Origin of the sequence: Vibrio sp. 1S139 (assembly GCF_041439475.1) — a bacterium.
Taxonomy (GTDB): domain Bacteria; phylum Pseudomonadota; class Gammaproteobacteria; order Enterobacterales; family Vibrionaceae; genus Vibrio; species Vibrio crassostreae_C.
This window is the reverse complement of the sequence record NZ_JBGOOD010000003.1, coordinates 40,043-61,768: the sequence shown is the minus strand read 5'-3', so window position 1 is coordinate 61,768 and position 21,726 is coordinate 40,043. Positions and strand designations below refer to the sequence as shown.

General features: G+C 43.8%; 21 protein-coding genes. 12 read left to right on the top strand and 9 right to left on the bottom strand.

Translation table 11 applies throughout. The features are described from left to right. Window positions 1–66: 66 nt before the first annotated feature. From hisB to hisIE, 5 genes are read left to right on the top strand one after another with little or no spacing between them, the layout of a single operon-like run. A complete protein-coding gene (gene hisB, locus ACED46_RS01830) occupies window positions 67–1,155 on the top strand; it encodes a bifunctional histidinol-phosphatase/imidazoleglycerol-phosphate dehydratase HisB (RefSeq protein ID WP_371720808.1) in 1,089 nt (362 codons plus the stop codon). Between the two features lie 24 nt (window positions 1,156–1,179). Next, window positions 1,180–1,794 carry an imidazole glycerol phosphate synthase subunit HisH gene (gene hisH / locus ACED46_RS01825; protein WP_010440008.1) on the top strand — a complete coding sequence of 205 codons (615 nt, stop codon included), beginning with the start codon at window positions 1,180–1,182 and terminating at the stop codon, window positions 1,792–1,794. Between the two features lie 43 nt (window positions 1,795–1,837). Beyond that, entirely contained in the window at window positions 1,838–2,575 is a 738-nt protein-coding gene (gene hisA / locus ACED46_RS01820) for a 1-(5-phosphoribosyl)-5-[(5-phosphoribosylamino)methylideneamino]imidazole-4-carboxamide isomerase (RefSeq protein ID WP_017060269.1), read from the top strand. Continuing rightward, window positions 2,557–3,330, top strand: a complete 774-nt coding sequence (gene hisF / locus ACED46_RS01815) for an imidazole glycerol phosphate synthase subunit HisF (RefSeq protein WP_010440014.1) — start codon at window positions 2,557–2,559, stop codon at window positions 3,328–3,330. Before hisA ends, hisF begins: the two co-directional genes overlap by 19 nt. After that, on the top strand, window positions 3,327–3,977 hold the full coding sequence (gene hisIE / locus ACED46_RS01810) for a bifunctional phosphoribosyl-AMP cyclohydrolase/phosphoribosyl-ATP diphosphatase HisIE (RefSeq protein WP_010440017.1): 651 nt from the start codon (window positions 3,327–3,329) through the stop codon (window positions 3,975–3,977). Before hisF ends, hisIE begins: the two co-directional genes overlap by 4 nt. 184 nt (window positions 3,978–4,161) lie before the next feature. Here the strand turns inward: hisIE and ACED46_RS01805 are convergent, their stop codons facing one another. The 4 genes from ACED46_RS01805 to ACED46_RS01790 all read right to left on the bottom strand — a co-directional run bounded on the left by ACED46_RS01805 (window position 4,162) and on the right by ACED46_RS01790 (window position 7,452). Beyond that, window positions 4,162–4,686 (bottom strand): YchJ family protein, encoded by a 525-nt coding sequence (locus ACED46_RS01805; protein ID WP_171342026.1) that lies wholly within the window; start codon window positions 4,684–4,686, stop codon window positions 4,162–4,164. A gap of 118 nt (window positions 4,687–4,804) precedes the next feature. Continuing rightward, on the bottom strand, window positions 4,805–6,022 hold the full coding sequence (locus ACED46_RS01800) for an EAL and HDOD domain-containing protein (RefSeq protein WP_371720807.1): 1,218 nt from the start codon (window positions 6,020–6,022) through the stop codon (window positions 4,805–4,807). Between the two features lie 123 nt (window positions 6,023–6,145). Beyond that, window positions 6,146–6,880 carry a UDP-2,3-diacylglucosamine diphosphatase gene (gene lpxH / locus ACED46_RS01795; protein WP_017060274.1) on the bottom strand — a complete coding sequence of 245 codons (735 nt, stop codon included), beginning with the start codon at window positions 6,878–6,880 and terminating at the stop codon, window positions 6,146–6,148. A 77-nt stretch (window positions 6,881–6,957) separates the two neighbouring features. Then, the gene (locus tag ACED46_RS01790; RefSeq protein ID WP_017060275.1) at window positions 6,958–7,452 is read right to left on the bottom strand and encodes a peptidylprolyl isomerase; all 495 of its coding nucleotides are present in this window, start codon (window positions 7,450–7,452) and stop codon (window positions 6,958–6,960) included. A gap of 365 nt (window positions 7,453–7,817) precedes the next feature. On the opposite strand from ACED46_RS01790, the gene cysS reads away from it, so the two are divergent. After that, window positions 7,818–9,203, top strand: a complete 1,386-nt coding sequence (gene cysS / locus ACED46_RS01785) for a cysteine--tRNA ligase (RefSeq protein ID WP_017060276.1) — start codon at window positions 7,818–7,820, stop codon at window positions 9,201–9,203. A 98-nt stretch (window positions 9,204–9,301) separates the two neighbouring features. Next, window positions 9,302–9,880 (top strand): thymidine kinase, encoded by a 579-nt coding sequence (locus ACED46_RS01780; RefSeq protein ID WP_017060277.1) that lies wholly within the window; start codon window positions 9,302–9,304, stop codon window positions 9,878–9,880. Between the two features lie 60 nt (window positions 9,881–9,940). On the opposite strand, the gene ACED46_RS01775 is transcribed toward ACED46_RS01780, so the two are convergent. The 3 genes from ACED46_RS01775 to ACED46_RS01765 all read right to left on the bottom strand — a co-directional run bounded on the left by ACED46_RS01775 (window position 9,941) and on the right by ACED46_RS01765 (window position 11,819). Then, window positions 9,941–10,627 carry a YdcF family protein gene (locus ACED46_RS01775; protein WP_371720806.1) on the bottom strand — a complete coding sequence of 229 codons (687 nt, stop codon included), beginning with the start codon at window positions 10,625–10,627 and terminating at the stop codon, window positions 9,941–9,943. Next, window positions 10,620–11,474 carry an NAD(P)H-binding protein gene (locus ACED46_RS01770; RefSeq protein WP_371720805.1) on the bottom strand — a complete coding sequence of 285 codons (855 nt, stop codon included), beginning with the start codon at window positions 11,472–11,474 and terminating at the stop codon, window positions 10,620–10,622. The genes ACED46_RS01775 and ACED46_RS01770 overlap by 8 nt, the downstream gene beginning before the upstream one ends. A gap of 114 nt (window positions 11,475–11,588) precedes the next feature. Next, window positions 11,589–11,819 (bottom strand): TIGR02647 family protein, encoded by a 231-nt coding sequence (locus ACED46_RS01765; RefSeq protein ID WP_017060280.1) that lies wholly within the window; start codon window positions 11,817–11,819, stop codon window positions 11,589–11,591. Between the two features lie 257 nt (window positions 11,820–12,076). Between ACED46_RS01765 and ACED46_RS01760 the strand changes: the two genes are divergently transcribed. Both ACED46_RS01760 and focA read left to right on the top strand, forming a co-directional pair. Continuing rightward, window positions 12,077–13,384, top strand: a complete 1,308-nt coding sequence (locus ACED46_RS01760) for an ATPase (RefSeq protein WP_371720804.1) — start codon at window positions 12,077–12,079, stop codon at window positions 13,382–13,384. A gap of 362 nt (window positions 13,385–13,746) precedes the next feature. Continuing rightward, window positions 13,747–14,589 (top strand): formate transporter FocA, encoded by an 843-nt coding sequence (gene focA, locus ACED46_RS01755; protein ID WP_010440048.1) that lies wholly within the window; start codon window positions 13,747–13,749, stop codon window positions 14,587–14,589. 319 nt (window positions 14,590–14,908) lie between these two features. Here focA and ACED46_RS01750 read toward each other — a convergent pair whose 3' ends face one another. Further along, window positions 14,909–15,703 carry an ABC transporter permease gene (locus ACED46_RS01750; protein WP_371720803.1) on the bottom strand — a complete coding sequence of 265 codons (795 nt, stop codon included), beginning with the start codon at window positions 15,701–15,703 and terminating at the stop codon, window positions 14,909–14,911. A gap of 437 nt (window positions 15,704–16,140) precedes the next feature. Here ACED46_RS01750 and torE point away from each other — a divergent pair, with 437 nt between their 5' ends. The 3 genes from torE to torA are packed head-to-tail and all read left to right on the top strand — an operon-like array spanning window position 16,141 to window position 20,042. Further along, entirely contained in the window at window positions 16,141–16,323 is a 183-nt protein-coding gene (gene torE / locus ACED46_RS01745; RefSeq protein ID WP_010440051.1) for a trimethylamine N-oxide reductase system protein TorE, read from the top strand. A gap of 50 nt (window positions 16,324–16,373) precedes the next feature. Next, window positions 16,374–17,555, top strand: coding sequence for a pentaheme c-type cytochrome TorC (gene torC / locus ACED46_RS01740; RefSeq protein WP_004734592.1), 1,182 nt, complete (start codon window positions 16,374–16,376; stop codon window positions 17,553–17,555). A 24-nt stretch (window positions 17,556–17,579) separates the two neighbouring features. Beyond that, window positions 17,580–20,042: a trimethylamine-N-oxide reductase TorA gene (torA, locus tag ACED46_RS01735; RefSeq protein ID WP_017067667.1), complete on the top strand. Its 2,463-nt coding sequence runs from the start codon at window positions 17,580–17,582 to the stop codon at window positions 20,040–20,042. 294 nt (window positions 20,043–20,336) lie between these two features. Here torA and ACED46_RS01730 read toward each other — a convergent pair whose 3' ends face one another. Next, a complete protein-coding gene (locus ACED46_RS01730; RefSeq protein WP_371720802.1) occupies window positions 20,337–21,551 on the bottom strand; it encodes a putative manganese transporter in 1,215 nt (404 codons plus the stop codon). Window positions 21,552–21,726 lie beyond the last annotated feature (175 nt).

The window sequence follows — 21,726 nt, the reverse complement described above, 5'->3', positions numbered from 1 at the left end:
CCAATATTTTGGGTTAGCGTTTGATTTTAGCTAGGCCACCAGATTTAAAATTAAAAGGAAGTTCAAGTGAGTAAACAACAGAAAATACTTTTTATAGACCGTGACGGCACCTTAATTGTAGAGCCGCCAGTTGACTTTCAAGTAGATCGTTTAGACAAGCTAAAATTCGAACCGCGAGTAATTCCTAGCCTACTTGCACTGCAAGACGCTGGTTACCGTCTAGTGATGGTGACTAACCAAGATGGTCTAGGTACCGATAGCTACCCACAAGAAGATTTCGATGCACCACACAATATGATGATGGAGTTCTTCGAATCTCAAGGCGTTAAGTTTGACGACGTGCTTATTTGCCCTCACTTTGACGAAGACAACTGCTCTTGCCGTAAGCCTAAACTGGGTATGGTTAAAGAGTACCTACAAGGCGGTAAAGTCGATTTCCAACACTCTGTTGTGATTGGCGATCGAATGACTGATCTTCAACTTGCTGAGAACATGGCAATTCGCGGGATTCAATATGGCCCAGATGAGGAAACGGAAGGTACGCTTAACTGGCCACAGATTGTTAAAGATCTGACGGTTAATGCACGTGTTGCTGAAGTGGTTCGTACGACTAAAGAAACTGATATCAAGGTTGCAGTAAACCTTGATGAAACCGGTGGCAACAAGATCGATACGGGCATGGGTTTCTTCGATCACATGCTTGATCAAATCGCGACACACGGTGGTTTCCAGATGAATCTAACTGTGAAAGGCGATCTACACATTGATGATCACCACACAGTAGAAGATACGGCTTTAGCTCTAGGCCAAGCACTTAAAGATGCGCTAGGTGATAAACGTGGGATTGGCCGCTTTGGTTTCAGTCTACCAATGGATGAATGTTTGGCGCAGTGTGCACTAGACCTTTCTGGCCGCCCATACCTGAAATTTGATGCTAAGTTCAGCCGCGAACAAGTGGGTGATCTTTCGACTGAGATGGTGGTTCACTTCTTCCGTTCTCTAACCGATACGCTAGCTTGTACGCTACACCTTTCTTCTAATGGCAATAATGACCACCACATCATTGAAAGCCTATTTAAAGCGTTTGGTCGTACTCTTCGTCAAGCAATTAAAGTTGAAGGTAACGAGTTACCAAGCAGCAAAGGCGTACTGTAAGGCTAACGTTAGCAAGGAAAAACAATGAAAGATCAAAAAGTCGTTATTATTGATACTGGTTGTGCCAACGTTTCCTCAGTGAAGTTTGCGATTGAACGTCTGGGCTACGCAGTTGAAATTTCGAAAGAACCAAAAGTTGTTCTAGCTGCCGATAAGTTATTCCTACCCGGTGTAGGTACAGCAAGTGAGGCAATGAAGAATTTGCAAGAGCGTGACCTCGTTAGCCTTGTGAAGCAAGTCGAGAAGCCTCTGCTTGGTATCTGTTTAGGTATGCAACTGTTAGGTAAACTGTCTCAAGAGAAAGGCCAAAAAGCCGACGAGATAGTGGAATGCTTAGGTTTGTGTGATGGCGAAGTTCGCTTGCTTGAAACGGGGGATTTGCCACTACCACACATGGGTTGGAACACTGTAACCGCAACACCGAATCACCCGCTATTTAAAGACATTGAAGAAGGCGAGTATTTTTACTTCGTACATAGCTTTGCAATGCCAGTAGGTGACTACACAATCGCACAATGTGATTACGGCAATCCGTTTACCGCTGCCGTTCAAAGTGGCAACTATTATGGTGTTCAGTTCCACCCAGAGCGTTCGTCAAAAGCAGGCTCTAAATTGATTCAAAACTTCTTGGAACTGTAATAAGGATTAGGCATCGGCTAACGCTGCCCTATAAGGAATGTAAATGATTATTCCCGCATTAGATTTAATTGAAGGCCAAGTAGTTCGCTTATTCCAAGGCGATTACGGGCAAGTAACAGAATACAAAGTAGACCCAGCAGAGCAGTTTAATCTGTATCACCAAGCAGGCGCAGGTTGGCTTCACCTAGTAGACTTAACCGGCGCAAAAGATACAACAGCTCGCCAGCTAGACTTAATCGCCAAGCTACTTGCAAGCACGCCTGCGAACATCCAGATTGGTGGTGGCGTGCGTAACGAACAAGATGTCGTTGATCTGCTAGAAGCTGGCGCACAGCGCGTTGTGGTTGGTTCTACAGCCGTTAAGCAACCTGAGTTGGTGAAAGGTTGGATGGAGAAGTACGGCGCGGAAAAAATCGTGCTGGCTCTGGACATCAATATTGACGAAAGCGGCATACGTAAAGTGGCGATTTCAGGTTGGCAAGAAGATTCAGGTGTGACCATTGAAGCGCTGATTGAAGACTACCTCACAGTTGGTCTTAAACACGTGCTGTGTACCGATATTTCACGCGATGGCACGCTAGAAGGATCAAACGTAGAGCTCTATGTTGATCTTTGTAAGCAGTACCCACAAGTGCAATTCCAATCATCGGGTGGCATTGGCAGCCTAGCTGATATCGAAGCTCTGAAAGGCAGCGGCGTTGCGGGTGTGATTGTTGGTCGCGCACTGCTTGATGGCAAATTCACCGCAGAGGAGGCATTTGCATGCTGGCAAAGCGAATAATCCCTTGTTTGGATGTCCGTGATGGACAAGTGGTTAAGGGCGTTCAATTCCGCAACCACGAAATTATTGGTGACATCGTTCCGCTAGCACAACGCTATGCAGAAGAGGGCGCTGATGAATTAGTGTTTTACGATATCACTGCATCAAGTGATGGACGTGTGGTCGATAAAAGCTGGGTGAAACGCGTAGCAGAAGTGATTGATATTCCTTTCTGTGTGGCTGGTGGTATCAAGTCAGCGGAAGATGCAGCACGCATTCTTGAGTTTGGTGCAGATAAAGTCTCAATTAACTCGCCTGCATTGGCTAACCCACAACTGATTACTGACCTTGCTGATAAGTTTGGCGTGCAGTGTATTGTTGTTGGTATCGATTCATACTTCGATAAAGATACCGGTAAATATCAGGTTTACCAGTTCACTGGCGATGAAGCGCGTACTAAAGCAACCAAGTGGGAAACCAAAGATTGGGTGAAGGAAGTACAAAAGCGTGGCGCAGGTGAGATTGTGTTAAACATGATGAACCAAGATGGTGTTCGTAATGGCTACGATATTGATCAGTTAAACATGGTACGCGAAGTGTGTAATGTACCTTTGATTGCGTCTGGTGGTGCAGGTGCGATGGAACACTTTGCTGAAGCCTACAAGAAGACAAACGTGGACGGGGCACTAGCGGCTTCGGTATTCCACAAACAAGTCATCAATATTGGTGAACTTAAACAGTATTTAAAACAACAAGATGTAGAGGTGCGACTATGAGTTTTGAAACCGCAAGCTTATCAAAAACAACAGTAGGCGCATTATCAGAGCGTATTAACTGGGAAAAAGTAGATGGTTTAGTTCCTGCCATTGTTCAAGATTACCAATCTAGCCAAGTGTTAATGATGGGATACATGAACCCTGCAGCACTTGAGAAAACCGGTGAAACTGGCAATGTTACGTTTTTCTCTCGTACTAAAGAGCGTCTTTGGACGAAAGGTGAAACGTCGGGCAACGTATTGCAACTGAAAAACATCGCTTTGGACTGCGATAACGATACTTTACTTGTTAAGGTAAATCCCATTGGCCCAACGTGCCACACAGGTACAACAACGTGTTGGGATGGAGACAAACAAGAAGAAACACAGATGGTGTGGCTTCATCAGCTTGAGCAGCTACTGGCTGCCCGCAAGGACGCAGACCCTGAGTCTTCTTATACTGCCAGTTTATATGCCCGTGGCACCAAGCGTATTTCGCAAAAAGTGGGCGAAGAAGGCGTTGAAGTCGCGCTTGCGGCGACGTCGGGCGATAAGGCGGAATTAGTGTGTGAATCAGCAGATTTGATTTACCACTTGATGGTTCTTTTACAAGACCAAGGCTTATCGATGAACGATGTGGTGAACAAATTAAAAGAGCGTCATAAGTAAGCTCTCTTTAGATTAATCGACTACGTAACAGATAGATAAAAGCCCCCTTAAACAATTATGTTTACGGGGCTTTTTTAGCGTTCAATTCTTGAGCATATCTCTTCGACTTTAGGCCTCGTCATTCCGAGGAGTCTAAGCGACATCAGGAAACTCTCCTCTTAATCTAACTTCCTAGACACATGAGTTAGCCGCAGCACTTTTTATACTTCTTACCGCTACCACAAATACACGGGTCATTACGGCCGATCTTGAAGCTCTCTACAGTTTGGTTTAGGCGAGGATCTATCTCTGGTTGTGTAGCGTCTTCTTGTTCATTTTCTTGATTGGGGAAAGCGCCATCAATGTAGAACCAAATACCGTCTTCACGAACAAAGCGAGAACGTTCTTGCATACAGAACTGCTCAGCCCCGTCGTTGAAGTAAGCTTTAAACTCAACAAAGCCTTCGTTCTCATGTGAACCTGCGGCAGTATCGATGACTTCTAAACCCGCCCAATCACTATCAATGGATTCAGCAATACCTTCTCTCTGCGCTTCTGCATTACAAGTCGGGTGGTAAGTAGCAACCACATAATCAACCAAACCAAGTACATGTGCAGAATAGCGTGAGCGCATCAATTGTTCAGGTGTTTCGACTGAATTGTGGTCAAGATGTGCGGATTCACAGCACTGTTGGTAAGTATTTTTGCTACCACAAGGGCATAAAGACATAGTCAGTTCCTGTAAAAATGGCCTCGATTAAGAGGCCATAAATGAATGCATTGGAGTTTAGCAAGAAACGATCGCTCACCAAAGCTTAGTTTCTATTGCTGTTTTTGTAGGGAGTGTATTATTTCAATGAAGGTGATAACAGATCTTGAGCCCAAGTAGTGGCCTCATCATACGCTTGTCCGAGGTCTGCTTCGCTCAGTTTGAGCAGCTTACGAATGCGTGTCGCTTCATCCCAGCGAGCTTGCTCGTACGCAATGACCATCGCCATGATCGCACCAAGTACACCTTTACGCTGAATAAGAGCTTGTTTGATCTCTTCATCGATGGGTACTGAGTCCAATACTTGCTTTAAAGGCTGATCAAAGAGTGAATCGAGTAGCGAGAACATGCCGGTTAAAAAGGCTTGTCCAGGTTCAACTTTCACATTCATCTTTTCTACTAACAGTTCACATTGACGAGCGCGCAGTACCGCTAAACCATAAAGTGAATCCGGTTTATCTTCTTTCGCAGATGCGATTGCCACTAGTGAAACGAACTTACGCAGTTTCTGTTCCCCAAGGTAAATGAGTGCTTGGCGAAATGAACGGATAGTCGTCGCTGAACCGCCCGCAGAGTTTACGTAGGTGAGTAGCTTATAAGAGAGTGTTACATCCAATGTGATCAAACGTTCGACTTCACTGAAATCGATAGGATCGTGGGCTATTTCTTTTAGTAACTGAACGATAGTCAGGAATGCCGGGTTGAGCGCACGCGTTTGGATCATCTCTGGCTTGCTAAAGAAATAACCTTGAAAGTAGGTGAAGCCTGCTTTTTTCGCTTCTTGGTATTCTTCGTACGTTTCTACTTTCTCAGCAAGGAACTTGATATCTAGCCCTTTGAGAGAGTTCATAAACATCACTGCTTTGGCAATTGGCGTCAAACGGATATCGAACTTGATAATTGAAACGTAGGGTAAGAAGCGCTTCCAAGCTTTACTTGGCACAAAGTCGTCTAGCGCAATGGTATAACCCGCGTCAAAGATGGTTTTGATTGCTTCAAGTAATTCGTCTGTTGGTTCGCAGTCTTCAAGAACCTCAACAACGAGGCTTTCTTTGGGGAACAGAGTAGGGACTAAGTTGATTAGGCTTGCATATGGGAAGTTCACGAACCCAAGCTTATCACCCAACGTATTATAGTGGGTCGATAAGAAGTGATCGGAAAGCAAACGGCTAGTAGCGAGCTCCGGCTCTACTTCAGGGAAAGTGTTCTTAGGACCATCCCTGAATAGCAACTCGTAACCTATGGTTTTCTTGCCTGTGTCGAGTATTGGTTGACGCGCTACGTATGAATATTTCAACTTGGTACTGTGTTCGGTTTATTTCTGGTAGAGAGATAATAGCTAATTCACTAGAAATTACCATACACTTTCTAAGAAAGTCTGACCGACAATAATAATCAAAGTGAAAGTTTAAGCGTTATGTTAAAAGCTATTGCTAAACGCTCGATTCTGTAGTTCAAAACTTTGCGGCGTGAACACCAGCACTGAGCCTTGCGTATACCAATCGCCAAGTACGATACGGGTTTTAGTGCAATTGTTAGCATTAAATGTATGGATGTCTGGGCGGTGAGTATGGCCGTGGATCATCAGATCGACATTGTTTCGTTCCATCACATCTTCGACTTCTTGCTGTGTCACATCCATGATGTCGAGAGACTTGGTCTGCTTGTCATCTTTGATATCTGATTGAACCTTTGAAACAATTTTCTTCTTGATGAAAAATGGAATTCGGTTGAAGACCCATTGTAACCATGGCTGATGCACTTTTTCGCGAAAGGCGAGGTACTTTACATCTTCAGTACATAGAGTGTCTCCATGCAATACTACCGCTTTTTGCCCGTAGATATCGATCGTAGAAACTTCGTCGAGAAGTTGTACGCCCGTTTGCTTAGCAAATTTTTTGCCGACTAAGAAGTCGCGGTTCCCTTGAGTAAAGTAACAAGGCACGCCTGTTTTCACTAAGTCGATAAACGCTTGGCGGATAGAAGTCGCGAATTCACTCTTATCATCGTCACCAATCCAGAATTCGAAAAGGTCACCTAATACGTAAAGTGCATCCGCTTCTACGGCTTCTTTCTTCATAAAGGTTAAGAAGCAATCTGTGATGTCTTCTCGTGACGGAGAAAGGTGCAGATCTGATATAAAATATGTTTTCATAGGTCTAAAAAAAGGGAGCGATTCGCTCCCTATATCCTGATTTTATCGGCTCATCAATACTAACCGAAAGCGATGAATTAAGCTTCGATTGTAGTACCAGTGATGATCACTTCTTCTAGAGGTACATCTTGGTGCATACCCATAGAACCAGTGCTAACACCTTTAATCTTGTTTACGATGTCCATGCCTTCAACAACTTCTGCGAATACACAGTAGCCCCAACCGTCTAGGCTTTCGCTACGGAAGTTTAGGAAAGAGTTGTCGTTAACGTTGATGAAGAACTGAGAGCTCGCTGAATGTGGTTCCATAGTACGAGCCATTGCTAGCGTACCAACTTTGTTCGCTAGACCGTTGTTTGCTTCGTTCTTGATCGTTGCACGAGTTGCCTTTTCTTTAAGGCCAGAAGTCATGCCGCCGCCTTGAATCATGAAACCATCGATAACACGGTGGAATAGTGTGTTGTCGTAGAAACCGTCACGGCAATACTGTAGAAAGTTTGCGCTTGTTTCTGGTGCTTTTTCTTCGTTAAGTTGAACTTTGATATCACCAAAATTTGTGTGAAGGATGATCATGATTGTTACCTTACTGTCTTTTTAATATGAAGTTCGAATTCTAGCGCATGTTGGCAGACTTTCAAATCACCAAATCATTAACTTAACTCGGATGTTTGAGGTAATACCAATCGTAGTAAATAACTGGCCATCCTAGCTTGTTAAAACACTTGATAACGTCGTTAGAAATTTTGAATGTAGAATAACTACTTATCGAAACTTTTTGTCGAAAAGAGCTTCCTTGTTCTCAAGCATTTTTTCTGCGCTATTTATGACCATCTACTTACCGTGATTGGTATAATTCCTGCTTTTAGGGATTACCTATTAAGGTATGACTTGTTATACTGCGAGCTTATTTTGATTAATCCATAAAATAGATAGAGATCATGCTGAAGATATATAACACGCTCACAAGACAGAAAGAGGAATTCAAACCAATTACAGCTGGCAAAGTCGGCATGTATGTCTGTGGGGTAACCATATACGATCTCTGTCATATTGGTCATGGTCGTACGTTCGTTTCTTTCGACGTAGTAACTCGTTACCTTCGTTACCTTGGTTACGATTTGAATTTCGTTCGTAACATCACAGATATCGATGACAAAATCATCAAACGCGCTAACGAAAACGGTGAGTCTTGTGACTCTCTGACTGAGCGTTTAATCGGTGAGATGCACGCTGACTTTGATGCATTGAACATGAAGCGTCCAGATGTTGAGCCTCGTGCGACAGAATACATCACTGAAATCATCGAGCTTGTTGAAAAGCTGATTGAACGTGGTTTCGCATACGTTGCAAGCAACGGCGACGTGATGTTTGAAGTAAAGAAATTCGACGAATACGGTAAGCTTTCAAAGCAAGACCTTGATCAGCTTCAAGCGGGTGCTCGCGTTGATGTTGAATCTGCAAAACGCAGCCCACTAGACTTCGTTCTTTGGAAGATGTCTAAGCCAGGTGAACCTACATGGGAATCGCCATGGGGCCCGGGTCGTCCAGGTTGGCACATCGAATGTTCAGCAATGAACTCGTCTATTCTTGGTAACCACTTCGATATCCACGGTGGTGGTTCAGATCTGCAGTTCCCTCACCACGAAAACGAAATCGCACAGTCTTGCTGCGCGCACGGCACTCAGTATGTAAATACTTGGATGCACAGTGGTATGGTGATGGTAGACAAAGAGAAGATGTCTAAGTCACTAGGTAACTTCTTCACTATCCGTGACGTGCTAGCACATTACGATGCTGAAACGGTACGTTACTTCCTAATGTCTGGTCACTACCGTAGCCAGCTAAACTACAGCGAAGATAACCTAAACCAAGCTCGCGCATCACTAGAGCGTCTATACACGTCACTTCGTGGCCTAGACCTTACAGCCGCTCCTGCCGGTGGCGAAGAGTACGTGACTCGATTCTCTACAGCGATGAACGATGATTTCAACACACCTGAAGCTTATTCAGTACTGTTTGAAATGGCTCGTGAAATCAACCGTATCAAGCCTGAAAGCATTGAAAAAGCAAGCGGACTGGGTGCATTGATGCGTGAACTAGCAGACATCATCGGTATTCTTCACCAAGAGCCAGAAGCCTTCCTACAAGGTGATGCGGCAGGTAACGACGACGAAGTGGCTGAAATCGAAGCGTTGATCAAACTGCGTAACGACTCTCGTGCTTCAAAGGATTGGGCAAATGCCGACCTTGCACGTGATAAGCTAAACGAGTTGGGTATTGTTCTGGAAGATGGCCCAGAAGGTACGACTTGGCGTCGTAAGTAAATCTTATAAAAAGGGCTGATTTTCAGCCCTTTTTTCTAGCACGAATTCTCTATTTTCACCTTTTCTATCTTCAACTTTTAATTAACAGGAATATTTCTGTGGCTCAGATGTATTTTTATTACTCGGCAATGAATGCGGGTAAATCAACAACGCTTCTTCAATCTTCATTCAACTACCAAGAACGTGGCATGACGCCAGTGATCTTTACGGCAGCTTTGGACGATCGCTATGGTATCGGTAAAGTGAGCTCACGAATTGGTCTGCAATCTGAAGCTCAGCTGTTTAAAAATGACACCAACATGTTTGATGCGATCAAAAAGCTCAATGAGGAAGAAAAGCGTCATTGTGTTTTGATCGATGAGTGCCAATTTTTATCGAAGGAGCAGGTGTACCAATTAACAGAAGTGGTTGATAAGCTGCACATCCCTGTACTTTGTTACGGCCTACGTACCGATTTCCTGGGTGAACTGTTTGAAGGTAGCCGTTACTTACTGTCTTGGGCAGATAAACTTGTTGAGCTTAAAACAATTTGTCACTGTGGCCGTAAAGCGAACATGGTAATTCGTACCGACGAGCACGGTGTGGCGATTGCTGAGGGCGACCAAGTGGCTATTGGCGGTAACGACAAATACGTTTCTGTTTGCCGTCTGCACTACAAAGAAGCGTTAGGTAAATAAGCAGCTCTATTTGCTAACGCGAAAGAACGAAAAACGGTGACCAAGTGTCACCGTTTTTGTTTATTGGGCCTGTGTTTTGCTTTCTTCCAAGCCGAGCTTCTTCAATGCTTGATAGGCGTGGTCAACGTCGTCGGGGATCGCCATCTCAATCTGAAAGCCTTTCTCTGGGTAGGATTTGATTCGCTCGTAATCAGCAATTAATGCGCCTAACACCATATCTAACGGCAACTCTTCGTTAAAGTAATCATCCCAAGTTTGCCATCGCGACGTCACGGTAATCTCGGAAGTTTCGTCAGGCCATTGTTTACTGAAGGTTGCGTAGGTACGTTTCTCCATGAAGGGCTTCTGAACTAAGGTTAGCCTCTTCGGCGATAACCCTTTTTCTGTCAGCAACTCATGAGTGAATCGTACATTTTCCCCAGTATTTGTTGCGTGTTTCTCTATGATAATGTCAGAGTCAGGCACGCCACAATCTCGTGCGATAGAAGCGAATGTTTCTGCTTCTGAGCGTTCAAAGCTTCTTTCGGTAAAGCGCCCCACACCGCCAGAAAAAACGATGTAAGGCGCGATCTGTTGGTGATAAAGCTCGGCTGCATATTCAGCTACGCGAGTATCGTTGCTACACAATACAAAGATACAGTCGGAAGGCGTAACCTTGTGACCCATCGACATAAAGTTCCAAAGGGTGTCGACTGAGCGATGCAGTTTTATGTTGGGATTTTTGTTAGCAATAGATTGTTCAGTCATGAAGTGCGTCCAGTGTGGATTCGAATTTAAATGAATAACCTAAGTCGAGAATCTTCTTCGAAGAGATTAACTTGTCTGGGGTATCAACAACAGCGGGCAGAGGCTCACTGCTGTTGGCGCTTTTCAGTGCCGCGGCATAAAACTCCGCCTTACTGACTGTATTTGGTGTGGTCACGTTAACTATTTCATTGTGCAGTTGACTGATAGCGAAATCGACAGCACCAATTGCATCATCAAGGTGCAGCATGTTGGCTGGAGCTTGAGTGCTGACTTGTTTTAACTTGCTTGCGAAGCGTGATGGGTGACGGCTTGGGCCGATTAAGCCACTAAAGCGAAGAATGGTGTAGTCGATACCGGAATCAATCACTGACTGTTCAGCTTGCAGCATGATTCGTGCGTTATCGGAAAATAAAGACGCGTGCTCGTTATCTGAGGTCGAAAGAGGGAGTGATACATCCAGCTCGTTCAGCACACCCGGCTTAGTTGGGTATACCGTAGTTGAACTAACCATAATGAGCTTTTTAATGTTGGCCTTTTGGCATGAATTGGTGAGTTGCTGCCAGTAGTCGGCGTACTCTTGTCCTGCTCCCTTTCTAAAGCCTGGAGGGAAGCTACCAATCACTATCTCAGTGTTGTTTTCGAGTAACAACGAATAGAGTTCGCCGATAGTCTCATCTGGCTTTGATGAGTCAAAACTAAACACTTCACATGGAACTCGTTTGTTCCCAACAGCGTCTGCACCTGCTTGGGTCGTTTTCGTGACCACAACTTGGTTACCATGTTTTTCTAAATGTTCAGATAAAGGTGCACCGACCCATCCTGCACCAACTATAAATATAGAAGCCATGTGTTCCTCACAACTGCAAATGACGAATTTACAATAAGCCTAACAAACCTTTGGCCAAAAATGAAAAAACTCCACGGCCGAAGCGAGTGGAGTTTTTACTAGAACCGTGGAGTTTTAGTTCAGTACGCGAAGAAGCTTGTCTGCGCGCTCTGCCATCTCGATACCTTCATCTGTTAGGTAACCACCGTCTGGCTGAGTGCAAAGATTCTTTTCGAATAGGCGCTTAACAGCGTCTTGAGTTTCTTGAGCAGCCTCTTGATGAACTTTAATTCCAGTAGCGGCGCTACTTACATCAAATTGAAGAAGGAGGTTTAAATCAGCAATATGTTCAGCGTTGTACTTCATAATTAACCTATATATTCATAACGTTCTCTACCTTCACCTTAGTGCGCATTCACGGCTCAAGCAATAGCAAATAAATAGAATTGATAAGTGATACCAAATTGAATGATTAATCATCGAGTGATGAGTTTATTTTGGTTATATTGGGTGATTTGCACCCACTTAAATCATCAGTGATGTTTATTGCTAAGTGGTTGTAATATATTGTGACTAGAAATAATTTGCATTGAGCGAATATTGTATAAAAAGGATATGCATAAGTGAGAGCGAACAAAGTAGCATTAACGATCAGTATGCTATTTGCTATCTCAGGTTGTCAAAGTACACCCTCAGAGCAGACAGACGCGAACCAAACCACAAACAACAATAATGAATCGACAATAGAGGTCCGTTCATTTCAGTCTGTCCAAAGCGTTTACTCCGAATGGGAAGTTAAGCTTGAAGACCATGCTCAATTGTCTCTCTATGCACCAGAGAATTACAATGAACTATTAGACGCATGGGATGATGCTGAAAGCATTTATGCGGACTTACTTAAAGACGAAACTCGGATAACCAAGAGTTACTCCATTTTTTCGAGCCTAACTTACGCTGAAGCCTTCGATGAAAAAATCGCTTTGATCAAATCAAACTATGACTCGATCTTAGTGTTAAAGAAGAAGGCTGATCGAGTACTCGCGGATTCGATTGTCCAAATGGATTACCTGAAGTTTCTTGGCGCAGATACCATGTTTACCTCGAGCTACAAACGTTTGTATTCAGAATACAGCGAGTTGTTCGAGTATGTGCTGGTCGATGAGCTTGAAGACGCTCAAGAAGCGCAGGTGGAATTTCTTAACAATGCTCGCTTACTAGAAGTTAAAGTGGCGCATAAGAAATACATCGAACCTTTGAAGAACGAATTAGAGTTCTTGGAAGATGAAGATTTCGATGACGTTGTTCCACTGACGTTTGCTAAAGCGGCATCTCAAATTGCTTTGGCAGAAAGCCAAGTGAAAGCCAGTCCCCGTGAAAAGTCTATCATTGAAGACGCAGTTCACGCTGCGGAGTTCGAATTAAACCACGTACGTAGTGTTGCTCATGAAGTCAAAGTGCTGGCGAGCGTAAAAGGCGACCAGTTCGAACAGTCGGTTTTGAATGCAGAGAACCAATTGTTAAGTATTTCTCAGGTAATTAATGACAAGGACTATCGTGATGTTGTGTTGCGCCTCCAATCTCAAAAGATTGTTGCTAGCGTTAAGGCATTAAAAAGTTCGGATATGACATCTTTATTAAAGTCAGAGATTGAAGCTTTGACTGAACAATTAGTTAAGTTAGAAAGCGATAATCAAAAGCAAGCTCAGCAATTGTTTGAAGCGACTAAGCACAATGAGTTATTAGGTGAGCAGGTCACTAAGAGCGATGCACACATAAAGAGCTTAGAAGAGCTGGTGGATAGTTTGAAAGGATTAGATGGTAAAGTTGCTAACGGAAGCGATTCTGATCTTGTTCCTTCTAACGTTGAATCTAACCTTGAAGATGAGACTTTAACACAACCATCAGAAGAAGTGATTGAGCCAGCAGTTTAGCATAACTAATGTCTTTATTTGTGACTGACTTAAAAGCGCCTAAGGGCGCTTTTTTACGTTCTGTTGATCTATATCAAAATCTCGAAATAAAAGCCCGTTAAACACGGTTAGAGTGTACGTTATTCTTTTGGTTTTTTCGTAACCTGTTGATATTTATGGATGTGTTATTTTTATTGTTGATAACGATTCATTCATAATAGTTTTGATTTTACTACTAAAGTCGTATGAAATTTTAATATCATTCAGAATTTAGTGCTTTATGCATAGTTAAAGTGAATTTGTGAGAAAAATAGCTCTTGAATTAAGAAATGAAAGAGAGGATTATCGCGCTCCCCGACAACATGTTTCAAAATGTAAATCACATGAATCTAAACCAATTTGACTCATTATTACCGCCACAAATGGCTGAGCGCGCTGCAGATATTGGCGTAGGTAAAGCAACCAAAGATCCCATTAAATCTTTTCTTCTCGCTATTTCTGCGGGTATTCATATCGGTATTGCCTTTGTATTCTATACCATCGTAACGACGGGTGCGGGTGATTTACCATGGGGTATTACTCGCTTATTGGGTGGCCTTGCATTTAGCTTGGGCTTGATTCTAGTCGTCGTGACTGGTGGTGAGCTATTTACTAGCTCTGTTTTAACTTTAGTGGCAAGAGCGAGCGGAAAAATTAGCTGGCGTACCCTGATGAAGAACTGGGCTACGGTTTATATCGGTAACTTGATTGGCGCGTTGCTACTAGTAGCTTGTATGCTTCTGACCAAACAATACATGTTCGACAACGGACAAGTGGGCTTGAATGCCATGGCTATTTCACAACACAAGATGCACCATGATTTTATCCAAGCTATCGCGTTAGGCATCATGTGTAATGTTTTGGTTTGTATTGCGGTGTGGATGACATTCAGTGGCCGTACATTAACGGACAAAATCGCAGTAATGATTTTACCTGTCGCGATGTTCGTGTCGGCAGGCTTTGAGCACTGTATTGCGAACATGTTCCAAGTACCACTCGCTATCGGAATTAAAACCTTTGCTCCCGCTGAATTCTGGACAATGACGGGTGCTAACCCTGCCGACTATGTTGACCTAAACATGATGGATTTCTTAATGAACAACCTGTTACCTGTGACTTTAGGCAACATCATTGGCGGCGGTATCTTTGTGGGTATGTGGTATTGGCTAATTTACTTACGCGATTAATCCAGTTTACAAAATTAACTCGGGCTCAGTAAAAACGCTGAACTGACTTATGACATTTACAAGACGGTCTGCATTGCAGGCCGTTTTTTATTTGTGGAAAACTTACTTATTCATTTCTCTAATTATTGAAACGAACGCCCAACAACGCTGATTTTCATGTGTGCATATGTCTTTGAAAACCCCCAAGGATCAATGGCAATGATCTTTTGTTGAGTCAAAGTGACCAAAAAAGGATCGATGTTGATTTGGTTATCCACAATTTCTGTGGATAACCTGTCTCAAATTCGGTGAGTAACCAGAACTGAGGGGGAGGAGGTAGCTAGTTTGTTGGTTGTATACGGGCGAGAACTCGACCTTCTTTTGTTAGAGAGGTCTTCAAAGCTAGGTGAAGTGAGAGTGCCAAAGAACAGCTCATCATCACGAAAATCGCCAACATGATCATAAGCTGATATTTGATAGCAATCATTGGTGAAGCACCACCTAGGATTTGTCCTGTCATCATTCCTGGAAGTGTCACTAAGCCTGTGGTTGCCATGGAAGCCATAATAGGAGACATCGCCTTCTGTATAGCATTACGTATAAAAGGTGCTGCAGCATAGGTTGGAGCAGCGCCTAAAGCGATTGCCGCTTCATATTCTGACTTCTGCGTCTCAAAAGTGCCAAACAAGTTCTGCAGTGCCACAATATTACTGCTCAAGCTATTACCCAATAACATTCCTGCGATAGGGATAAGGTATTGCGCGTTCAAAATCGGTGTCGGTTTAATAATAAAGAAGCAGATAAACATGACTACGGGCACACATGTAACAGAGAGGCTCACGGCAACTGGGGCCAAAAGTAGGTTTTTCGGTAGTTTAGACTTTTCAACAATCGAGCTTGCACCGACGATTATCATGGTGAACAGCCACAATACATTGATCCACAAACTGTTCAGAGTGAACAAATATTCTAGGTAGAGACCGACAAGAAACAGCTGCACAACCATGCGAACAATACCGATAAAAGCTTCTTTGCCAAGGCCCAGTTTTAGCCAGTAATTTATCCCTATGGGGAGTACTAGAAGTGTACTGAATAACAACAATTGCCACCAAGATATATCAATAACGTCTTGCATAGTGCTTCCTTTTAAGTGGATACACATCATATATGAAAGTGTTAAATGATGCATTTTAGCTTCATTCCAGCTTACTCAAAAAACACCCAATGATTTAACAAACAAAACACAAAATATTGGTGATTTTAGGCTTTTTTAGCTACTACTTAGTAGGTGAAAGGTTAAAATTGGTTGCTAAATAGTTGCGCAAATGTTTGTTTTTAACATTTGTGAAATTTACTTAATTCTTCACATTTGTTAATAGTTTTTAATAACTTTGTTTAACTGAAAACAAGTTTGGATGAGCTCAAAAAAGTATTGATTAGCAAGGGTTATAACGGGGGATTTGATTGAACCTTACTTTGTGTATGGTCTAAAATTTGTTGTTAGATACTCAAGAACTTTAGCTCCTTAGAATGAGCTACTCAGAATTACTAAATACAAAATAGGCAAAATGTATGAGTGATGTTAAAAAAATTGAAACTGGCGAAAAACGCTCGTTGGAGTGGAAGTCATTCCTCTTCATTGCGGTTGTTCTCTTTCCAATATTAAGTGTGGCTTTTGTAGGCGGTTACGGCTTCATAGTTTGGGCACTGCAAGTATTTGTATTCGGACCTCCTGGTGCTCATGGCGGCATGTAATGCCCTCTAGTAACAACATTTTTTAAAATCAATATTTAAGAGAGCTAAACATGAAATCATTTTTAGTTAAATTATGGCGCACAATGACTCGCCCAGCAGTACACATCAGTCTTGGTGTACTAACTATGGGTGGCTTTATCGCCGGTGTTATTTTCTGGGGCGGTTTCAATACAGCGCTAGAACACACAAATACAGAAGAGTTCTGTGTAAGCTGTCACACTATGCGTGACAACGTGTACGTAGAGCTACAAGAAACGGTTCACTGGAAAAACACTTCAGGTGTACGTGCAACTTGTCCTGACTGTCACGTTCCACATGAATGGACAGCAAAAATTGCTCGTAAGATGCAAGCATCTAAAGAAGTATTCGCTCAAGTATTTGGTGACCTAGACACACCAGAGAAATTCGAAGCGCGTCGTATTGAACTGGCTAAACATGAATGGGATCGTTTTTCTTCGAACAAATCTCTAGAGTGTAAAAACTGCCACAACTACGATTCAATGGATTTCGAAAACATGCGCCCAACAGCGCGTATCCAGATGAAGAACGCGGCAGAGCGTGATCAAAGCTGTGTTGACTGTCACAAAGGTATTGCTCACAACCTTCCATTAGATATGGCATCAGCGAGCGGTATTGTTGGCGAGCTAGAAAATGTAGCAAGCAGCACATCTTACGCAAATGGTTCTGACGTGATCTCTATTCGTCACCTACCAATGTACACAGATGAAACAGCAACAGTTGAAGCGGGTCTACTAAGCCCTGCAAGTAAAGTTGCGGTTATCGACGAAAAAGGCGATATGATCAAGATTCAAATCGACGGTTGGCGTAAAGCGAAAGGCTTCGGACGTGTAATCCAAGAAGACTTCGGTATGAACATCTCGACTGCAATCTTGACGAAAGAAGTATCTCAAAGTGACGTTATCACTGTTGGTGAGAAGAAAGAAGATGAGCTTACTGGCCTTCCATGGGAAGAAGTTAACCTAGCACTTTGGATGAAGAAAGAGTCTATGGTTGATAACTTCGATCCAATCTGGAACGCAGCGGGTCAAGCGTACCAATCTAACTGTTCAACGTGTCACTCACAGCCAGATGAAGCTCACTTCAGCGCCAACGGTTGGGTAGGCATGCTAGATGGTATGATTGCGTTCGTTAACTTCGATACAGATACAGAAGCACTTGTTCTTAAGTATCTACAGAAGCACTCATCAGATTTTTCTGAAGGCCATCACTAATAAGACGTCAATTGGAGTAACACAATGGCAATTACAAGAAGAAGTTTCCTGAAAGGTGTCGCTACTACAAGTGCGGCATCGGTTATCGGTCCAAGCTTATTGGCGTCGGCATCAGCGTCTGCTGCAGAAACAGACGGCGCGTGGAAAGTCTCTGGTTCTCACTGGGGTGCATTCCGAGCTCGCGTTTACGCGGGTAAAGTACAAGAAATTAAACCTCTAGAAATCGATCAGCACCCAACAGAGATGCTGAAAGGTATTAAAGGTATTATCTACAGCCCATCACGTGTGCGTTACCCAATGGTTCGCCTAGATTGGTTGAAGAAGCATAAGTACAGCGCAGACACGCGTGGTAACAACCGCTTTATTCGTGTGACTTGGGATGAGGCACTAGACCTTGTTTACCGCGAGCTAGAGCGCGTACAGAAAGATTACGGTCCATGGGCACTTCACACCGGTCAAACTGGTTGGAGACAAACGGGTCAGTTCCATAGCTGTACTAACCACATGCAACGTGCAATGGCACTTCACGGTTACTCTGTGAAGAAAATCGGTGACTACTCAACAGGTGCTGGTCAAACGATCATGCCTTACGTGCTAGGTTCTACTGAAGTGTACGCACAAGGTACATCTTGGGAACTTATCCTAGAAAACAGTGACAACATTGTTCTTTGGGGTAACGATCCAGTTAAAAACCTTCAAGTAGGTTGGACATGTGAGACTCACGAGTCGTTCGCATACCTAGAACAGCTGAAAGAAAAAGTTGCTAAGAAAGAGATCAACGTTGTTTCTGTTGACCCTGTTAAAAACAAAACAGGTCGTTACCTAGAAAACGAGCAAATGTACATCAACCCACAAACTGATGTGGCGTTCATGCTTGGTGTTGCTCACGTTCTTTACAACGAAGGCCTATACGACAAGAAGTTCATCGAAACTTACTGTCTAGGTTTTGAAGATTTCATCAAGTACGTTCAAGGTGAAACGAAAGACAGAGTTGAGAAGACGCCAGAATGGGCTTCTGCTATCTGTGGCGCAAGCGCGGACTCTATTCGTGACTTCGCTAAGATGCTGGTTAACGGTCGTACACAGATTCTTGTTGGTTGGAGTATCCAACGTCAAGAACACGGTGAACAGCCTTACTGGATGTGTGCAGTTATCGCAGCAATGGTTGGCCAAATTGGTCTTCCGGGCGGTGGTATCTCTTACGGTCACCACTACTCTGGTATCGGTGTATCTTCAACTGGCTTCGCTGCTCCGGGTTCATTCCCGCTGAACATCGACAAAGGTCAATCGCCTAAGCACACTAACACTGATTACAACGGTTACAGCCGCGTAATCCCTGTTGCTCGTTGGGTAGATAGCCTGTTAGAGCCAGGTAAGAAGATCAAAGCAAACGGCGCAACAGTGACACTGCCTGACATCAAGATGATGGTATTCAGTGGTAACAACCCGTGGCACCACCACCAAGATCGCAACAAGATGCGTAAAGCATTCAAGAGCCTACAAACTGTAGTGGCTGTTGATTTCGCTTGGACTGCAACTTGTCGTCACTCTGATATTGTTCTTCCAGCTTGTACTCAGTGGGAACGTAACGATATCGATGGTTACGGCGCGTACTCTGGCCGTGGTTTGATCGCAATGCACAAGCTAGTGGATCCTCTGTTCCAGTCTAAGACTGACTTCGAGATCATGTCTAGCCTAACTAAGCGTTGGGGTCGTTACGACGATTACACGCGTGGTATGGACGAAATGCAGTGGGTTAAATCTCTGTACGACGAATGTCGCGCATCAAACGAAGGTAGCTTCGAAATGCCTGAGTTTGCTGAGTTCTGGGAGAAAGGTTTCCTAGACTTCGGCAAAGGTAAGCCATGGACTCGTCACGCTTCATTCCGTGAAGATCCAGAGATCAACGCACTAGGCACGCCTTCTGGTTTCATCGAAATCACAAGCCGTACTGTTGGCAACATGGGTTACGAGCACTGTCAAGAACACCCAATGTGGTTCGAGAAATCTGAACGTTCACACGGTGGTCCAGGCTCTGACAAGCACCCGTACTGGCTACAATCTTGTCACCCAGACAAGCGTCTTCACTCTCAGATGTGTGAATCTGAAGAGTGGCGTGCGACTTACGCGGTACAAGGCCGTGAGCCAATCTACATCAACCCAGTAGATGCTAAGAAGAAAGGCATCAAAGATGGCGATGTAGTACGTGTGTTTAACGACCGTGGTCAACTACTAGCAGGTGCTGTTCTAATGGATAGCTACGCTCCTGGTGTTGTTCGTATCGAAGAAGGTGCTTGGTACGGTCCGATCAACGAGAAAGTGGGCGCGCTAGATACATACGGCGATCCAAACACACTGACTCAAGATATCGGTACGTCTGAACTTGCTCAAGCAACGTCAGCAAACACATGTTTGGTTGATTTCGAGAAGTTCCAAGGCAAACTGCCTCCAGTAACTTCATTCGGTGGTCCAATCGAAGTTTCTTAAGTCTTGTCTTAAGAACCAAGATTAAAGCTTGAATTAAAGCCCCTGTAAGCACTCTTACAGGGGCTTTTTGTATTTTTGATATCAGTGTTGGTGTTTCTAAATAAGCATTATACAGGGCTAATAGAGGGCGTTTTTGAGACAGGCTGTAACGCGCTGTTTGAGAGAGGTGGTATAAGCAGTGAAGCAGGAAGGGAATGTAAAAAGAACCTGTGGAAAGACTTAAGCAGGCGGAAACAAAAAGGCCGATACAAAGTACCGACCTTACAGAAGCCTATGGAGTTAACTCTACTCAAGTTAGATCTCAAATATAAACCAGTAGCTATAAGCACAGATTAGTGCGGGCACACTAGAGTATAAGGTCGCGACCAGTGCCGCTTTGGGAGCCATCGCAATCGCAGGGAATAGCGCGTCACCATCATTTGAAATTGCGTTACCTACCTGAGCCGAAAGTGGCAGGGCGCCTGAAAGGTATAAGCTAGTGACCAATAATTGCGGTCCACAGCCCGGTAGCAAACCCATCAACACGCCAGCCAGGGGGAGCATGATCCCCCAACTTGAGAATAGCGTCGCAAAATCCACATTTGCTAGCACAGAACCAAATTCGAAGAAAAGAAAGGCAACCACAACCCACGCTGTCACAAAGTTGGTGTCTTGAGCGGTTTTTTGCAGTGGATGTGAGCCTAAACATTTCTCATCTTCACTTACTGCTGATTTGTAATCTTCAATTTCCCGAGTGAGGCCCCATAGAAACATCGAGCTAATCAATAAAATTGTTCCCGCCCATTCCATCGACATTTCAGGCAACGCGAGTAACTCGTTCACATCGACTTGAAAAGAGCCAAGTAGAGCTACTGCAGCGCCGGGAATAATCAGCACTGACCATAGGTAACCTTGCAGGTTGATCGCCTTTTTAGAGACGGATTCTTTGTCTTGGGATTGAGATGAGCAACTGTGAACGGCTTCATTTTTCTGTGCTTTTTTTGGGCGTAAGAAGTCGTCTGCGTGAAACAAGTTAATGATTCGGCCTGACGCAGTACCCACGATCACGCCCATCGCCATCATGGCTAAACCTGTCTTAGGCTCGCTCGCTATGAGCAGGAACGCCGCGTCACCCATGGTTGAGACGAGCACCGCAACTACCGCACCAAATCCGAGTTTTCCCGAGATAAATTGTGTGGTTACCACTATCGCACCGCCACAGCCGGGCAACGCGCCCATGAGAGCCGCGAATACCACTTGGTTTGAACGAGATTGATGGACGAGCTTATTGAAGACGTTATCTTTGTTTATGTACAGACTTAACCAGTGGTAAATAGCCAAGGTTAAAGCAACATAACAAGACACTGCCCAAAACGCGTCTGACAAAGTAGTCACCGTCAGCTCTCGTGTAGCTGGGGCTGCAACCAAAGCTGCAAGTGAGACAGGCAAAAGCAGGCGCTTAAATGACAGTGAAAACTGAGTTGTTTTCGCAGCACTACTGCTTGGCAAAAAAGAGATTAGTCGATCCATAGGTGTTACTCAAAATTAGTGGCTTAAGATAAATATATACGAATGATAATAATTATCAATTGCATTTGTTGTTTTTTTATCTATTGTTACTATTGGCTAAACCCACGAAACATGACCAATCTAAAAAAATGAGGTAAAGTATGGCTAATAAAGAGAGGCTCTAAAGGTAGAGTCA